The sequence below is a fragment of the Streptomyces longispororuber genome, assembly GCF_024448165.1.
In the GTDB taxonomy this organism is placed as follows: Bacteria; Actinomycetota; Actinomycetes; order Streptomycetales; family Streptomycetaceae; genus Streptomyces; species Streptomyces longispororuber_A.
This window is the reverse complement of sequence record NZ_JAMOLN010000243.1, coordinates 1-14,445: the sequence shown is the minus strand read 5'-3', so window position 1 is coordinate 14,445 and position 14,445 is coordinate 1. Positions and strand designations below refer to the sequence as shown.

Here is a 14,445-nt window from a genome sequence, read left to right as displayed (position 1 = left end):
GGTGTCCTACGCGGCCGTCGTGCTGCTGGTACGCGCCTGGGACGCCTGCGAGATCGGTGTCAACGCGTCGGCGAACTCGCTGTCCCTGGCCCCCGGCTTCCTCGCACTCTGGGCCTCCGTCGCGGTGAGCTGGAGGATGGCCTTCGGGGCTCTGGCGGGGCGCAGCGTGGCGGCTGCCGTCGGGGTCGCGGTCGTGGCGACCTTCATGTGCTGTTGGGTGATGGTGGCGGTGTGCGGCGGTGCTCCTGCCGGCTATCCCGTGAGCATTCCGGAGTGCGCTCCGGACAACGTGCCGGGGTGGTGGCCGGTGTGGCTGCCGGGGTGACATCCGCAAGGCCACTTCGGCTCACAGAGGGCTTGCGCGCGAGGAGTCGGACCCCTGGGCCCTGTCGCCGTTCATCGCCGAGGTCGGGCATTCATGGGTCATCCGCCGGTCTCATACGTCGAACGGGCTGAACCGGACGAGTGCCCTGCCGTCCTTCTCGTACACGATGTCGATGTCGATCGCCATCGCCCCGCCCTTCGCGGCCGGGTTCAGTTCGACGTGGGTGCAGGCGTCGACGGACTTCGGGTAGCAGTCCGGGTCCCACTCCGCGTCCGGGTACGCCGATGCGAGCCAGGTGCGCAGGGCCAGTCGGCCGATCCGGAACTCGGCGTCGTACTGCGTGTCCAGCCAGACCCGCACCGAGCACGTCGCGTCGTACGCCCCTGCCGGCAGCCCCTTCTGGTCGGCGAAGCGCATGGCGTCGGCGCAGGAGGCCGACTGCTCGGTGCGGAAGGGGTCGTCGGTCGTGGCGAAGGCGATGACCTGCCAGACCACCCAGCCCGCGCACGCCAGGGCCACGGCCGACACCGTCAGCAGGAGCGCCCTGCGTCTTCGTTTCTGTCCGGGCATGCGGTGCTGCTCAGCTCTCGTCGCTCTTGACCGACGTCACGCACGCCGCCCGTGCCGATCCGCCGCGTTGCGATGGCCGGGCCGACGCGTCTCGGATCGGCGTGGGCAGGCCACTGAGGTCGGTCATGTTCGTCGTCCTTCGCGGTGGAACGAAGCAGCGCCGGGGAGTCGCCTGTGGCGTGATCGTAAGCCGTCCGGCATTGCCTTACCACGTACGGGACTTCGCGCACTCGCCCCGTCGATGATGCTGGGTGAACCGCGGGTTGCGTCAGGGGGAACGCCCGGTTTGCCCGGAGGTGAGGGTGACACTTCCGGGAGCGTGTGCGCTGAGTCAAGTGGCCATCCCCGTGACGGATGTGCCCCAAGTGGCGTTGTGCTGTGGCCTGTTCGGCCCGAACCCGGAGTGAGTGACGACAACGTGAGCCCTCGTGTGTCCCATGCGTACCGATCGATGAGCCTGAGACGGAGGGTGTGGGTCACCCTGGGCGCCGTCGTTCTCGGCGGTGGCGGCGTGACCGCCTACGCCGTCGCCGGTCCCGCCCCGCACGGTGGAGGCGCGGCTCTCCAGGACAAGCGGCCGGTCAAGGTCTACGACGTGGCGCTGAAGGGCGACGCCGTCGGGCGGAAGGAACTGCCGCGCAAGGACACCGCGCAGTTCTCGCTGCTCGGCGTCTCCTGGACCGGCGCCACCCAGCAGCTCGACGGCACCGCGCAGGTGCGGACGCACAGCCTGGAGACGGGGGAGTGGAGCGCCTGGCGGGACCTGGAGCTGGACACCGACCCGCTGGAGAAGCCGGAGCAGGGCGCGCGCGGCGCGTCCGAGCCGCTGTACGTGGGGCCTTCCGACGGTGTGCAGGTCCAGGTCGCCCACGAGGACGGCACAACCGCCGCGCTGCCCAAGGGACTTGAAGTCAACCTCGTCGACCCGGGCGTGGTGACCGACGCCGAGGCGAAGCGGCCCGCGATCACGGCGGAGCCCGCCGCGTTCGTCGTCGAGAGCGGCACCCCCACCGCCGGGACGGCCACGACCTCGGCCACGACCACGCCCGCGCCCGTGGACACCGCGACGAGCGCACCCGCCACCCCGGCCGACACGGCCACGCCCACCCCGACCGCCACCGTGCCCACCGCACCCCCGTCGACCGCGCCCAAGCCGCCGATCACGTCCCGCGCCGGCTGGGGCGCCGACGAGTCCAAGGTCGAGGACCCGCCCGAGTACAACGCGGACGTCAAGGCCGTCTTCGTGCACCACACCGACGGCGCCAACGACTACTCCTGCGCCGACTCGGCCTCCATCGTGCGCGGCATCTACGCGTACCACGTGGACGTCGAGGGCTGGAACGACATCGGCTACAACTTCCTCGTCGACAAGTGCGGCACCGTCTTCGAGGGCCGCAAGGGCGGCACCGACCTGCCGGTGCTCGGCGCCCACACCTACGGCTGGAACCGGGAGTCCGTCGGGATCGCCGTCCTCGGCAACTACGTCTCCACCACCGGCTCGAACGCCGCGCTGACCTCGATCGCGCGCGTCGCCGCCTGGCGGCTCGGCCAGTACGGTGCCGACCCGGCCGGCACCGTCCAGCTCACCGCGGGCGCGACCCAGAAGAACTACTTCGGCACCAGCTTCACCGCGGGCACGAAGTACACCTTCAACCGGATCTCCGCCCACCGCGACGGCTTCAACACCCAGTGCCCGGGCACCTCCCTCTACGGTCAGCTGTCGACCGTCCGCACCTGGGCCGCCGGTCCCGTGGCCGGTCTGAAGACCACCACCGTCGACGGCGCGAGCCTGTCCGGTACGACGTACTACACCAAGGGCGCCGTCACCCTGCACTGGTCGGCCACCACACCGGCCTCGCTGATCTCCCAGTACGAGCTGCTCGTCGACGGCAAGGTCGCCGCCACGGCCACCGGCTCCGCCACGTCCGCCGCCGCGACCCTGGCCGTCGGCAGCCACACCGTCGCCGTGCGGGCCGTGCACCAGTCGGGCAAGGTCACGACCACGGCGGCGCTGAACTTCGTCGCCGAGACGACCGCGCCCACCTTCACCACCACCCCGAAGATCTCCCTGCGCACCGGCACCGTCAACACCACTTCCGTGCCCGTCACGCTCGGCTGGAAGGCCACCGACGACAAGGCCCTGCGCGAGGTGAAGCTGCTCGCGCCGGGCACCGCCACGTTCGGCCCGACGACCACCAGCTCCAACCGCACCGTCGCGTCCGGCACCGCCACCACGTGGTCGATGCGGGCCTACGACTGGGCGGGCAACTACCGCAACTCCTCCGCCGCGTACACGCCGGTGATCCAGCAGGAGACCTCGGCGGTCAAGTCCGGCAGCTGGACGTCCCGTTCGAGCTCCAGCTACCTCGGCGGCAAGTCCTACTCCAGCGGTTCCAAGGGCGCCGCCCTCACCTGGACCTTCACCGGCCGGTCCGCCTCCTGGGTGGTCTCCCGGGCGTCGAGCTCCGGGCAGGCGTACGTCTACGTGGACGGCGTCAAGGTCAGCACCGTCGACCTGAAGTCCTCGACGACCGCCTACCGGCAGGCGATCTGGACCAAGACCTGGTCCAGCAGCGCCAGCCACAAGGTCAAGATCGTGGTGGTCGGCACCAGCGGCCGGCCGACCGTCACCACGGACGGCCTCGTCTACATCAAGTAGGCGTGGGGCCCGTGTTCAGGCAGACATCTCGGAGCCGTGCAGGATCAGCATGTCCGCCACGAAGCACGTGACCTCCCCGCCCGCGTCCCGGCCGATCCACACCGGATACGAACCGTCGCCCATCCCGCTCGGATAGGCGATGAGGTTCGCCGGGCCGCGGGACGGGTCCGTGAGCTCCGTGATGCCGTGGTCGTCCTCGGCGGCCGTGCCCGAGGTCAGCCGCGTCCAGTACTGCTTGGCGAGGGCCTCGGCGGCGGACGCGTCCACGAACGCGCCGGTGCCGCCGTCCACGCCGAATCCGTAGAAGTGGCCGTCCTGGAGCAGCCGGACGTCCTGGTCGGGAAGGAGCGCCGACTCCCACTCCACCGTGGGGCGTTCGGAGATCACGACGCGGGCCGCCGTGTACTCGTCGATGTCGAGGGTCTTGCCCCAGTGCTCGGTGACGTACCCGGCGGCCGCGATCTGTACGGGGTAGCTGCCGGGCGGCACCGGCACCGTGAACCCGGCGTCCTGTTCGCACTCCCCGTACGAGGGGTCGCGGGCGACGAGCCGGCCGGTGGGCAGGTGCAGGGTCCCGGCGGGGACCGGCCGGCGGACCAGGTAGGTCTCCTCGCGGGCGTGGGACGGGCCGGAGAAGCGGGTGCCGGGCGTGAAGAGGGCGTCGAGGTGGCGGGGGCGGAGCGGGGCCGGGGGCCGCCAGTCGGGTGCGGCGTCCAGGTCGGCCGTCGTCGCCGCCTCGTTCCCGTCGACCGGCACGTCACGGAACTCCGCCGCCGTCGCCTCCTCACCGAACCCCAGCAGGCCGAGCAGACCGCGGTAGTCACCGAACTCCGGTACGGGGAGCCACCGTTGGTGCTCCGGGACGTCCGCGACCGTGTGGGTCGAGCCGCCCCGCTCGCCCTTCGGCTCGACGACCTTCCGGCCCCGCCCGCCGGGCATGAGGTCGATGGTCACGCGGCCCGCCTCCGGCGAGCCCTCCGCCATGTCGTCGTCGGTGTAGTGCCACATGCGCTGGTGCAGCAGGAACAGCCGGTCGTCCGTGATGCGGCGCAGGTCCACCTCCATGAAGCGGCGCCGCCGCCGGTCGTAGAGCCACATCCCCAAGTGGTGCGCCGCCCAAGCGACGTGCACCACGATCGCCTCGGCCCGGTCGCCCTCGCGCAGCACCACCGTGTACGGCTCCCCGGCGGCGTCCAGCGCGGCGGCCGCCTCCCTCGTCATCCGCCCGGTCACGGTGCCGCTCGCGGCGTCGTGACCCAGCCCGTACGTGACGTCGATCCACCCCTGTTGTGACATGGGCGCGGATCCTAAGCGCAGGACGGCCGGGCGCGCGCCCCGGCGGACATGTCGGCCATCTGGTGATGTGTCGCCGCGGTGGATGGGCGGGTCGGGCCTGCGGTATAACCGGCGCCGCTCAAGTCCCGTCCGGCCCCGCAGAGGAGTGGAATCCGTGTTCCGTACCGTCCCCGGCCGCCGTGCCGCGGCCCGTGCCACCACCGTGCTGATCGTCGCCGCGCTGGCCGCGACCGGCTGTTCCGGGCACGGCACGTCCGGGAAGAAGCACCGGTCGACGTCGTCGCGCGAGACGGAACGGGAGCGGACCGGCGACGCGGGGACACCGGCCGCCGGACGGCCCGAGGCGGCGCCGCGGCCGCGGACCGCCGCCCAGTTCGTCGAGCGGGCCCGGCAGGCCATGCGCGCCGAGCACGGCTGGACGTTCGCGCTGCGCGGCACCCAGTCGCTGGTGACGGCGGGCGGGGCCCCGGACTCGGCCACGTTCGCGGCGACCGCCCATCGCACCACGGGGCCCGACGCCTTCCGGTCGACCGGCACCGTCACCGGCAAGAGCGGGCCCAAGAGCGAGCGCGTCTTCCTCGTCGACGGCACGGTGCACGAGAAGACGGAGGGCAAGTCCTGGAAGCAGGGGCCGCTGTCCGATCCGGAGATGGCCGACCAGGTCGAGGACCCGGTCGCCGAACTGGACGTCCTCGCCCGCTACGCCAAGAGCGCGAAGGTCACCGGCGCGGGCACGCGGACCGGCGAGGTGCGGCTGCGCGTGCGGGCGGGCGGATGGCGGCTCGCGGCCGCGAAGAAGCGCCCGGCGCTCACCTCTCCCGTACGCGAACTGCAGCCGCTGCTCGACCAGTTGAGGAAGGTCGGCGTCACGGCCACCGACGGCCAGGTCACCCTGAGGGACTTCGAGGAGACCTGGGTCCTGGACGCCGGGCACGGCTACCGGCTCGCCTCGCACCAGTACGCCTTCACCTTCGTCATCCCGTACCAGGGAAGGAACATCACGCTCACTCAGGAACTGCGCCAGGAGAACCGCGGCGTGTTCGAGGGCCGTGTGACGCTGCCCGCGGAGGCGGCCGGGACGGCGGGCGCGGCCTGACGCGTGAGGGCGGCCGAGGGTTGTACGGCCGGACACAACTCGTGGTGTGAGAAGCGACATGTGGGGAAGCTGTGACGGTTGAGTTCCCCGGTCCGCTGGTCAAGTGCCAAGCAAATAAGGGGTGCTCACCATGCCTGAGGGTGATGTTCAGGCGGCGGACATGCGGCGGCACGCCGCGGCGTTCGTCGCGCGGGTGGCCTCGTCGCGGCTGCCGCTCGACTACTCCGTCGCCAGCCTGCGCGTCGTCGACTTCCTCATCGACGGGCTGCGCAAGGGGAGTCCGGGCCGCCGGGCGTCCGACGCCGTCCTGTTCGGCCTCGGCGCCTACGTCGGCGAGGTGCTCGCCCGGCGCGCCGGAGCCGAGTGGATGGACCTCGACGCGACCCAACGCGCCTACTTCGCACAGCGCGTGGGCATGCGGATGCCCGACGGACGGGTGTGGAGTCCGCTCGGCAAGGTCGTGAACCGGTACGAGGTCGGGCCCGAGGAGTCGCTGCAGACCTTCTACCTGACCCTCCCTGGACGGAGCCGGGCATGCGCCGCGCTCTGATCACCGGGGCGTTCGTGGTGGCGCTGGCCGGCAGCGGAGCCGCGTACCACCCCGTGACGCCCCGCGCACCCGAGCCCGGCCGGCACCACTTCGGCCGGTCCGCCGCCACGGCCGTCGGCATGACGCCGCCGAAGCCCGCCGAACAGGTGCGGGGGGAGCGGCTGTTGGCGGAGGCGAGCAGACTGCTGCGGGACGCCGACTCCGTCCGCATGGTCGCGGACGTCACCAAGGACGGGAAGCGGATCCGTACCGATCTGCGCATGGACGATCGCGGCAACTGCGTGGGGACGCTGGACGCCGGGCCCGGCATGCGCGGCGACCTCGTCGTCCTCGCGGGCAAGAAGCCCGAGGCGTACCTGCGGTTCACCGACGCGTCCCTCGCGGAGCTCCGGGCCATGGCCGAGCAGAAAGGCGGCGAGACGGCCGCCCGGGTCGGCGAACGCGCCGCCCTCGCCCGTGGCAAGTACGTGAAGTCGCCGCCGGGACCCAAGGGTGCCGACGCCGTGGCGAAGCAGTGCCGGATCGGCGAGGCCATGGGAGCGCAGGTGGGCAACACGGCCGGGACGCGCGCCCGGCCCGCCGTGCGCCGCGGCGGACGCAGCGTCGTCCCCCTCGTCCCGCCGGCCGGTTCCGGTGACCGCGGGACGGCCTACGTGGACGCCCGGGGGAAGCCGTATCTGCGGTCCCTGCAAGGGACGTCGGGCATGGCGTACGTCTCCGTGACGTTCTCCGAGTACGGCGCTCCTCTGTCCGTGCGGCGTCCCGCGCCCGGTCTGATCGTGGAGTTCCCGGCGGACGAGGACTCGATGTTCGCCGTCTGACCCCGGGACGCCCCCTGTGACGTTTCTGTGGGTGGGGGCGCAGATCACTACGGGGACTCGTGGGCGGACACGCATCCGCCCTTTCTGAAGTCGCACGAAGAGGAAAGCGGTTGGGCCAGGGAGGGGAACCTCGTCGGACGCAGGCGTTCGACGGGGAGCTGGGCGCAGCCGTGGCGCGGGCCCAGGAAGGCGACGAGGCAGCCTTCGCCGTGGCCTACCGGCTCGTCCAGCCGGGACTGCTTGGCTATCTGCGCGGGCTGGTCGGCGAGGAGGCGGAGGACGTCGCCGCCGACGCCTGGCTGGAGATCGCCCGGGACCTGGGGCGCTTCCGCGGCGACGGGGCCGGCTTCCGCGGCTGGACCGCGACGATCGCCCGGCACCGCGCGCTCGACCTGCTGCGCCGTCAGAAGGTGCGGCCCCGCCAGTCCGTCCTGGAGCAGGACGTCCTCGAACTGCCCAGTCGGCACAACACCGCCGAGCAGGCCTTCGAGACCCTCTCCACCGAACGCGCGCTCGCCCTCATCGCCGAGCTTCCCCGCGACCAGGGCGAGGCGGTGCTGCTCCGCGTCGTCGTCGGACTCGACGGCCCGGCGGCCGCCCGTGTCCTCGGCAAACGGCCCGGCGCCGTGCGCACGGCGGCGTACCGCGGGCTGAAGCGGCTCGCGCGGGAACTGGGTGTGACGGAAGACGGGCCGGACACGCTGGGGGAGTCGAGATGACTGACAACTCCTCGCCGCCGGTCGACGGTGCTCCTTCCGTCGACAGCGCTCCCTCCGACGCGGTCGGCCCCTTCGCCCCGGCCCCGGTCGGCGCGTTGCTGGCCGCCGCCGTCCGCCCGGACGCTCCCGACGCGGACGGCGAGGTGCGGGCGCTCGCCGCGTTCCGTGCCGCGCGCGACGCGGGGGCGTTCACCGCGCCGACCCGCCGCCGCGACGACTGGCGGCCGCGCCGCCGCCGCGGGCGCTGGTCCCTGCGGGCCGCCGTGGGGGCCGTCGTGGCGACCGTCGCCGTGGGCGGGGTCGCCGTGGCCGGGATCGGCACGGTGTCCTCGACGGACGAACCGGACCAGCGGCCCCGGCCGAGCCGCACCGTGCTGCCGTCGCCCGCCGCCGCGGAGCCGTCCGCACCCGCCCCGTCCGAACGGGCACCGAGGGCCGGACGCTCCCGCCCCGGGCAGGCCAAGGACCAGCAGGCGCGGTGCAAGTCGTACGAGGCGGGACACGGCCTGAACCGGTCGGAGCGGGCGGCCGAGGGCTGTGCCGAGCCGTCACGGACCGCGGCCGTGGAGCCGGCGGCGACCCAGCGATCGCCCCAGGGCCCCGGGAAGACCCCTCCGGGCAAGGCCCGCGGCACGTCGTAACGCGCCACGCCGTCACGCGGCACGTCGTCACGACGCGGCGGACCGGGGCCGGACATACGGGACGGCCGAGGTCGCCACCCCCCACAGGAGAGACCCCGGCCGCCGCGCGGTACGAGCCGCGAGCGGCCCGTACTCTCTTCAGCGCCATGGGTGCGTTTTCTGTCACACCGCACTGGGTCACCGATGGTTGCCCGTTGTACAAACATGGACGCCGGGGTGTTTCAGGCCGTAGCGTGCTGATTCGCGCCGGGGGCGCACAACGCCGAAATGGGCAGGGACGGCAGGGACAGAGGAAGTGCTGGGGGACGACGCGGAGCTGACCGCCGCGGTGCTTGCGGCGCAGGACGGGGACGAGACCGCGTTCCGGACTGTGTACCGCGCCGTGCACCCGCGGATGCTCGGATACGTACGCACGCTCGTCGGCGATCCCGATGCCGAGGACGTCGCGTCGGAGGCCTGGCTGCAGATCGCCCGCGACCTCGACCGCTTCGAGGGCGACGCCGACCGGTTCCGCGGCTGGGCCGCCCGGATCGCCCGCAACCGCGCCCTCGACCACATACGCATGCGGGGGCGCCGGCCCGCCATAGGCGGCGACGAGACCGAACTCACCGGCAAACCCGCGCTCTCCGACACCGCCGACGAGGCGATGGAAGCCCTCGCCACCGGCGACGCCATGGCGCTGATCGCCCAACTTCCGCAGGACCAGGCCGAAGCGGTCGTGCTCCGCGTGGTCGTCGGGCTCGACGCGAAGAGCGCCGCACAGACCCTCGGCAAGCGGCCGGGCGCCGTCCGCACCGCCGCGCACCGCGGCCTGAAGCGGCTCGCGGAACTGCTCGGCGCCGAATCATCCCGGGCGACGAACGCCCCCGGTTCCCTCGGTGCGGTACCCCCGCCGAGGCAGCCGAGCACGAGCACGGTGACGTCCGCCGGTGTGACGCAATCGCGTACGCGGACGCAGAAGGACATGTGATGGCCGACGAGCACGACAAGTGGCTGGACCGCGAGGCGGCGGAGCGTCTGCTGCGCGGAGAGCCCCTCGAGGCCGTCGCCCACGACGATGCGCGACGGGCCCGGCGGCTCTCGGCCGCCCTCGACGCGCTCACCGCCGTGCCGTCCGGACCCAGTGGTGAACTCCCCGGTGAGGAAGCCGCGCTGAAGGCGTTCCGGGAGGCGCGTGCCGTCTCCGCCGTGGACAGCGCGGTGACCGGTGCGACCGGTGCCACCGCCGCGTCCGGTCTGCCCACGGTCTCCGACGGCGGACACGGCGGACACGGCGGACACGGCGCGGCCGGCCGGTCCGGTCGCTCCGGGAAGCATCGCGCCGGGGCGCCCGCGGGTCCCGCCGGCTCCGGCCGGGGCGCCGCCGGCGGGCCGCGCTGGGGCCGCCCCGTGCGGTTCGGGCTGGCCGCGGCCGTCGCCGCGTGCATGGTCGGCGGGGTCGCCGTCGCCGCCGGCACCGGTGTGCTGCCCTCGCCGTTCGGCGGCCGGGACGACCCGGCGCCCGCGGCCTCCGTGTCCGCCGCCGCCAGCCCCGACGAGCCGCTCGCCTCGCCCTCGACGAGCTCGGGGCAGAACGAGGAGGCGCTGCCCGACGACGACGTGTCGCCCGACGGCAGTTCCGGCTCCCCGGACCCGGACCACAACCGGAGCTCCTCGAAGGACGACAGGGCGCCCGCGTCGCCCGACCCCTGGGCCACCGAGACCGGCAGGGGCAGCGACGCGCTGCGCCGCCAGATCATCGAGGGCTGCGTCAAGTACCGGAGCGGAAAGCTCAGCGGCGAGCAGAGACGGCTGCTGCGGGAGTCCGTGAAGAAGTCCGGCGCGACCAACGACGACCTCGGCCGGCTCTGCGAGCGGGTGCTCGGTCAGACCGACGACTCGGGCTCCGACCCGGACTCCGGGAACTCCGACGGCAAGAACGACGGGAAGAACGGCGGCCAGGACGGCGACGAGGACGACGACAGCAGCCAGGGCGGCAGCGACCAGAACGCCGGCTACTACCCGTCGGTGCCCAAGCCGAGCCTCTCGTACAGCGTGTCCCCTGAGCTCCCGTCGGCCACTCCGCGGCCGTCCGCGTCGTCGTCCGCCCCCGCGTCCCCTTCCGCGACGCCTTCCTCGTAACCCCCTGCGACCTGCGCAGATGTCATCCAGCAAAGAAAGTCGCGCGACAGGTGTGACGTTTTTCGTGCAGACGACGCAGTACTGAGTGAGCCGACTGGTCATCGGCCGTGCACGAGCCGGGGTTCCCCCCGTACCTTCGGCTCAGTGCCACTGGCGTGGGTGGGACACGTTCCCCCGGTCCCACCCACGCCGCTCACTCCCCGGGCCGCCCGCGGCGGTCACCAGTAGACGACGACCTTGTCGCCGGTGCGGACCTGGGCGAACAGACTCGCGATCTTCGCCTCGTCCCGGACGTTCACGCAGCCGTGCGACGCGCCCGCGTAGCCCCGGGCCGCGAAGTCCGACGAGTAGTGCACCGCCTGGCCGCCGCTGAAGAACATCGCGTACGGCATCGGTGTGTGGTAGATCGTCGAGACGTGGTTGCGGGACTTGAAGTCCACGTGGAAGAGGCCCTCGCGGGTCGGTGTGTACTGCGAGCCGAACCGGACGTCCGTCGTCAGCAGCCGCTTGCCGTCCACCATCCACGACAGCGTCCGGCTGGTCTTGCTGATGCACAGCACCCGGCCCGTCATGCACCGCGGATCCGGCTTCGCCGCGGGCCGGCCGCCCGCCGCGTACAGCTCGTCGCGGGTCGGCTGGTGCGTCATCCTCACCAGCCGCTGCCACGTCACGGTGTCCGTCGTGCCGGTGCGCGGCAGCCCGCGCTTGCCCTGGAACCCCTTGACCGCCGCGGTCGTCGACGCGCCGTACGTGCCCGTCGGCCCGTCGAAGAGCCACGCCACCTGACGCAGCCGCGCCTGCAGCTCGCGCACCTTCGCGCCCTTGTCCCCGGGCGAGTAGAGGACCTTGGCCGGGGTGGGCGTCGGGGATGCCGAGGGCTTGGCGTCGTCCGCCGGAGCCGAGGGCGAGGGCGACGCCGGTGACGCCTTCCCGGGCGACGGCGAGGCCGCGGTGGACGAGGCCGCCGACGGCGGCCCACCGCCCTCGACCGCCTGCGCCGTACAGCCGCCGGCCAGGGCGAGCGCCCCGGCGACGGCGAGAGTTCTCCGTATGACAGATGTCCGCATGACGTCCCCCGCCTGCTGCGCTGTTCTCTCTTGTCACTTCAGATGCTGCCCGCGCCCGGATGGTTGCGAACTAAACGGACCTGGTCCGGGAGTCCCCGGTCACCTGCGGGAAGGCTGTGAGCAAGGTCCCAGCGTGCGCCTCTCCACCCGCCGCACGCCCGCCGCTACAGTCCGTCGCGAGGGTCGGCTTTCTACTGGCAAGTAGCTCGCAGGCAACGCAAGCAACGGCAGATCGCTGGAGGCACAACCATGGCGCGCGAATCCGAGTCCGGACTGCCCATCGAGCCGGTGTACGGCCCGTCGGCTCTGGAGGGCTGGGACCCGGAGCGGAAGCTGGGCGAGCCGGGCGCCTATCCGTTCACGCGCGGTGTCTACCCGTCGATGTACACGGGGCGGCCCTGGACGATGCGCCAGTACGCGGGCTTCGGCACCGCGACCGAGTCCAACGCCCGCTACAAGCAGCTGATCGCGAACGGCACCATGGGCCTCTCGGTCGCCTTCGACCTGCCGACCCAGATGGGGCACGACTCGGACGCGCCGATCGCCTCGGGCGAGGTCGGCAAGGTGGGCGTGGCGATCGACTCGATCGACGACATGCGCGTGCTGTTCGGCGGGATCCCGCTGGACAAGGTCTCCACGTCGATGACGATCAACGCCCCCGCGGCGCTGCTCCTCCTCATGTACCAGCTGGTCGGCGAGGAACAGGGCGTCGCCGCCGACAAGCTCACCGGCACGATCCAGAACGACGTGCTCAAGGAGTACATCGCCCGCGGCACCTACATCTTCCCGCCCAAGCCCTCCCTCCGGCTGATCGCGGACATCTTCAAGTACTGCCGGGCCGAGATCCCCAAGTGGAACACCATCTCCATCTCCGGCTACCACATGGCCGAGGCGGGTGCCTCGCCCGCGCAGGAGATCGCCTTCACCCTCGCCGACGGCATCGAGTACGTCCGCACCGCCGTCGCGGCCGGCATGGACGTGGACGACTTCGCGCCGCGCCTCTCCTTCTTCTTCGTGGCCCGCACGACGATCCTCGAGGAGGTCGCCAAGTTCCGTGCCGCCCGCCGGATCTGGGCGCGGGTGATGAAGGAGGAGTTCGGCGCGGAGAACCCCAAGTCGCTGATGCTCCGCTTCCACACCCAGACGGCCGGCGTGCAGCTCACCGCGCAGCAGCCCGAGGTGAACCTGGTGCGGGTCGCCGTCCAGGGCCTGGGCGCCGTCCTGGGCGGGACGCAGTCGCTGCACACGAACTCCTTCGACGAGGCCATCGCGCTCCCCACCGACAAGTCGGCGCGCCTGGCCCTGCGCACGCAGCAGGTCCTCGCCTACGAGACGGACGTGACGGCCACCGTCGACCCCTTCGCCGGGTCGTACGTCGTCGAGAAGATGACCGACGACGTGGAGGCCGCCGCCGTCGAACTCATGGGCCGGGTCGAGGACTTGGGCGGCGCGGTCAGCGCCATCGAGCACGGCTTCCAGAAGTCGGAGATCGAGCGCTCCGCCTACCGGATCGCCCAGGAGACCGACTCCGGCGAGCGCGTCGTGGTCGGCGTCAACCGCTTCCAGCTCGACGAGGAGGAGCCCTACGAGCCGCTCCGCGTCGACCCGGCCATCGAGGCCCAGCAGGCCGACCGGCTCGCCGCGCTCCGGGCCGGACGTGACCAGGAGGCCGTCGACACCGCGCTCGCCGCCCTGAAGAAGGCCGCCGAGGGCGAGGACAACGTCCTGTACCCGATGAAGGACGCCCTGCGCGCCCGCGCCACCGTCGGCGAGGTCTGCAACGCGCTCCGCGAGGTGTGGGGCACGTACGTCCCGTCCGACGCCTTCTGACGACTCCGTCCCAAGATGTCCTGGTTCGGGGGCGCTTGGGGGTTCCGCCATCCGGAACCCCTGGGCGTCATGTCGTACGGTCGTGCGACACTCCGCCCATGCTGGGTGTCATCGATCTTCCGACCTATCTCGCGGGTCTCGTCCTCATCATCCTTCTCCCGGGGCCGAACTCGCTGTACGTGATCTCCGTCGCCGCCCGTCGCGGCATACGCACCGGCTACAAGGCCGCCGCCGGTGTGTGGTGCGGGGACACCGTCCTGATGACTCTGTCGGCGGCCGGTGTCGCCTCCCTCCTGCAGGCCAACGCCGTGCTGTTCGGCATCGTGAAGTACGCGGGCGCCGGCTATCTGACCTGGCTCGCGGTCGGCATGCTGCGCGCCGCGTGGGGCATGTGGCGCACCCGCCGCGAGCGGCTCGCCGAGCAGACCGGCGCCGCCGAGGCGGAGCCCGCGCAGGAGCGGCCCTTCCGCCGTGCCTTCGTGGTCAGCCTCCTCAACCCCAAGGCGATCCTCTTCTTCATCGCCTTCTTCGTGCAGTTCGTCGACCCGTCCTACGCCTATCCCGCCCTCTCCTTCGTGATCCTGGGCGCCTTCGCGCAGATCGCCAGCGTCCTGTACCTGTCGGCCCTGATCTTCAGCGGCACGAAGCTGGCGGCCGCCTTCCGGCGCCGCAAGCGGCTCTCCGCCGGGGCGACGTCCGCGGCCGGTGTCCTGTTCCTCGGGTTCGCCGTGAAGCTCTCGCTGGCCAGCG

Annotated in this window: 14 protein-coding genes; 11 read left to right on the top strand and 3 right to left on the bottom strand. The window is 72.4% G+C overall.

Going from position 1 to position 14,445, the window contains the following annotated elements; all coding sequences use genetic code 11:
* Window positions 1-325 (top strand): hypothetical protein (locus M4J07_RS41340; protein ID WP_255981166.1); only part of this gene is annotated, 325 nt, incomplete at its 5' end.
* 111 nt (window positions 326-436) lie between these two features.
* On the opposite strand, the gene M4J07_RS41335 is transcribed toward M4J07_RS41340, so the two are convergent.
* A complete protein-coding gene (locus tag M4J07_RS41335; protein ID WP_255981164.1) occupies window positions 437-895 on the bottom strand; it encodes a hypothetical protein in 459 nt (152 codons plus the stop codon).
* A 457-nt stretch (window positions 896-1,352) separates the two neighbouring features.
* Between M4J07_RS41335 and M4J07_RS41330 the strand changes: the two genes are divergently transcribed.
* Window positions 1,353-3,554: a peptidoglycan recognition protein family protein gene (locus tag M4J07_RS41330; protein WP_255981167.1), complete on the top strand. Its 2,202-nt coding sequence runs from the start codon at window positions 1,353-1,355 to the stop codon at window positions 3,552-3,554.
* Window positions 3,555-3,569: 15 nt separating this feature from the next.
* Here the strand turns inward: M4J07_RS41330 and M4J07_RS41325 are convergent, their stop codons facing one another.
* Window positions 3,570-4,850: a DUF4241 domain-containing protein gene (locus tag M4J07_RS41325; RefSeq protein WP_255981162.1), complete on the bottom strand. Its 1,281-nt coding sequence runs from the start codon at window positions 4,848-4,850 to the stop codon at window positions 3,570-3,572.
* A 154-nt stretch (window positions 4,851-5,004) separates the two neighbouring features.
* Between M4J07_RS41325 and M4J07_RS41320 the strand changes: the two genes are divergently transcribed.
* The 7 genes from M4J07_RS41320 (at window position 5,005) to M4J07_RS41290 (ending at window position 10,798) form a co-directional block, all read left to right on the top strand.
* On the top strand, window positions 5,005-5,946 hold the full coding sequence (locus tag M4J07_RS41320) for a hypothetical protein (protein ID WP_255981160.1): 942 nt from the start codon (window positions 5,005-5,007) through the stop codon (window positions 5,944-5,946).
* Between the two features lie 130 nt (window positions 5,947-6,076).
* On the top strand, window positions 6,077-6,496 hold the full coding sequence (locus tag M4J07_RS41315) for a hypothetical protein (RefSeq protein ID WP_255981158.1): 420 nt from the start codon (window positions 6,077-6,079) through the stop codon (window positions 6,494-6,496).
* Complete coding sequence (locus M4J07_RS41310; RefSeq protein ID WP_255981156.1) at window positions 6,481-7,317, top strand: hypothetical protein; 837 nt, start codon at window positions 6,481-6,483, stop codon at window positions 7,315-7,317. The genes M4J07_RS41315 and M4J07_RS41310 overlap by 16 nt, the downstream gene beginning before the upstream one ends.
* 110 nt (window positions 7,318-7,427) lie before the next feature.
* Window positions 7,428-8,036: an RNA polymerase sigma factor gene (locus M4J07_RS41305; protein WP_255981154.1), complete on the top strand. Its 609-nt coding sequence runs from the start codon at window positions 7,428-7,430 to the stop codon at window positions 8,034-8,036.
* Window positions 8,033-8,677, top strand: coding sequence for a hypothetical protein (locus M4J07_RS41300; protein ID WP_255981152.1), 645 nt, complete (start codon window positions 8,033-8,035; stop codon window positions 8,675-8,677). The genes M4J07_RS41305 and M4J07_RS41300 overlap by 4 nt, the downstream gene beginning before the upstream one ends.
* A 295-nt stretch (window positions 8,678-8,972) precedes the next feature.
* Window positions 8,973-9,647 (top strand): RNA polymerase sigma factor, encoded by a 675-nt coding sequence (locus M4J07_RS41295; RefSeq protein WP_255981150.1) that lies wholly within the window; start codon window positions 8,973-8,975, stop codon window positions 9,645-9,647.
* Entirely contained in the window at window positions 9,647-10,798 is a 1,152-nt protein-coding gene (locus M4J07_RS41290; protein ID WP_255981148.1) for a hypothetical protein, read from the top strand. The genes M4J07_RS41295 and M4J07_RS41290 overlap by 1 nt, the downstream gene beginning before the upstream one ends.
* Window positions 10,799-11,016: 218 nt before the next feature.
* Here M4J07_RS41290 and M4J07_RS41285 read toward each other — a convergent pair whose 3' ends face one another.
* Window positions 11,017-11,865, bottom strand: a complete 849-nt coding sequence (locus M4J07_RS41285; RefSeq protein WP_255981146.1) for a L,D-transpeptidase family protein — start codon at window positions 11,863-11,865, stop codon at window positions 11,017-11,019.
* A gap of 249 nt (window positions 11,866-12,114) precedes the next feature.
* Here M4J07_RS41285 and M4J07_RS41280 point away from each other — a divergent pair, with 249 nt between their 5' ends.
* Together M4J07_RS41280 and leuE are read left to right on the top strand one after the other, a co-directional pair.
* Complete coding sequence (locus M4J07_RS41280; RefSeq protein WP_255981144.1) at window positions 12,115-13,695, top strand: acyl-CoA mutase large subunit family protein; 1,581 nt, start codon at window positions 12,115-12,117, stop codon at window positions 13,693-13,695.
* A 98-nt stretch (window positions 13,696-13,793) separates the two neighbouring features.
* Window positions 13,794-14,445: leucine efflux protein LeuE (gene leuE / locus M4J07_RS41275; protein WP_255981142.1), on the top strand; the 652-nt coding region annotated here is incomplete at its 3' end.

Excerpts from the sequence above, each read along its gene's own strand:
- M4J07_RS41325 (WP_255981162.1), bottom strand. The coding sequence starts at position 4,850 with ATGTCACAACAGGGGTGGATCGACGTCACGTACGGGCTGGGTCACGAC.
- M4J07_RS41280 (WP_255981144.1), top strand. The coding sequence starts at position 12,115 with ATGGCGCGCGAATCCGAGTCCGGACTGCCCATCGAGCCGGTGTACGGC.
- M4J07_RS41310 (WP_255981156.1), top strand. The coding sequence starts at position 6,481 with ATGCGCCGCGCTCTGATCACCGGGGCGTTCGTGGTGGCGCTGGCCGGC.
- M4J07_RS41335 (WP_255981164.1), bottom strand. The coding sequence starts at position 895 with ATGCCCGGACAGAAACGAAGACGCAGGGCGCTCCTGCTGACGGTGTCG.
- M4J07_RS41315 (WP_255981158.1), top strand. The coding sequence starts at position 6,077 with ATGCCTGAGGGTGATGTTCAGGCGGCGGACATGCGGCGGCACGCCGCG.
- M4J07_RS41290 (WP_255981148.1), top strand. The coding sequence starts at position 9,647 with ATGGCCGACGAGCACGACAAGTGGCTGGACCGCGAGGCGGCGGAGCGT.
- M4J07_RS41285 (WP_255981146.1), bottom strand. The coding sequence starts at position 11,865 with ATGCGGACATCTGTCATACGGAGAACTCTCGCCGTCGCCGGGGCGCTC.
- M4J07_RS41300 (WP_255981152.1), top strand. The coding sequence starts at position 8,033 with ATGACTGACAACTCCTCGCCGCCGGTCGACGGTGCTCCTTCCGTCGAC.